This is a genomic window from Neisseria sp. P0021.S006, assembly GCF_051956895.1.
This window is the reverse complement of the sequence record NZ_JBQCWZ010000787.1, coordinates 1-662: the sequence shown is the minus strand read 5'-3', so window position 1 is coordinate 662 and position 662 is coordinate 1. Positions and strand designations below refer to the sequence as shown.

General features: G+C 52.7%; 2 protein-coding genes. Both read left to right on the top strand.

All coding sequences use genetic code 11. From position 1 onward, the window contains the following. Positions 1–231: undecaprenyl diphosphate synthase family protein (locus ACTHUM_RS17105; protein ID WP_440403569.1), on the top strand; the 231-nt coding region annotated here is incomplete at its 5' end. Positions 232–236: 5 nt separating this feature from the next. After that, a partial coding sequence (locus tag ACTHUM_RS17100) for a phosphatidate cytidylyltransferase (RefSeq protein ID WP_440403568.1) occupies positions 237–662 on the top strand: 426 nt, incomplete at its 3' end.

Sequence of the window (662 nt, the reverse complement as noted above, 5' to 3'; positions counted from 1 at the left end):
ATGTTGGGCGATGCACCCGAGCCGGATTTGTTTATCCGAACCGGCGGCGAGACGCGCATCAGTAATTTCCTGCTGTGGCAGATGGCGTACGCGGAATTGTATTTTACGGATACGCTGTGGCCTGATTTTAATGAGAAATCGCTGAACGAGGCGATTGTTTCGTTCCAAAAACGGGAGCGCCGCTTCGGGCGGACTTCCGAACAGCTGCCGCTTGAGCAGCAACGGGGTTGAGAATTATGTTGAAACAACGGATTTTAACGGCGCTGTGGCTCTTGCCGCTGATGCTGGTCATGCTGTTTTATGCACCTATGTGGTTGTGGGCGGCGTTTTGTGGCCTGATTGCTATGTTGGTTTTGTGGGAATATGCCCGCATGAGCGGCTTGGACAAGCTGAAAATCAATCATTATTTAGCGTCAACGCTGGTGTTCGGCGTGATTGCCTATGCCGGCGGTTGGCAGCTGCCTGATTTGGTTTGGTGTGTCGTATTGGCGTTTTGGCTGATTGTCATGCCTTGGTGGCTGAAAGCGAAATGGAAGTTAAACGGCGGCTGGCAGGCTTACACTGTCGGTTGGTTGTTGGTGATGCCGTTTTGGTTCGCACTGGTTTACCTGCGCCCTCAGCCTGAAGACGCGCTGTCTTTATTGGCGATGATGGGCTTGGTG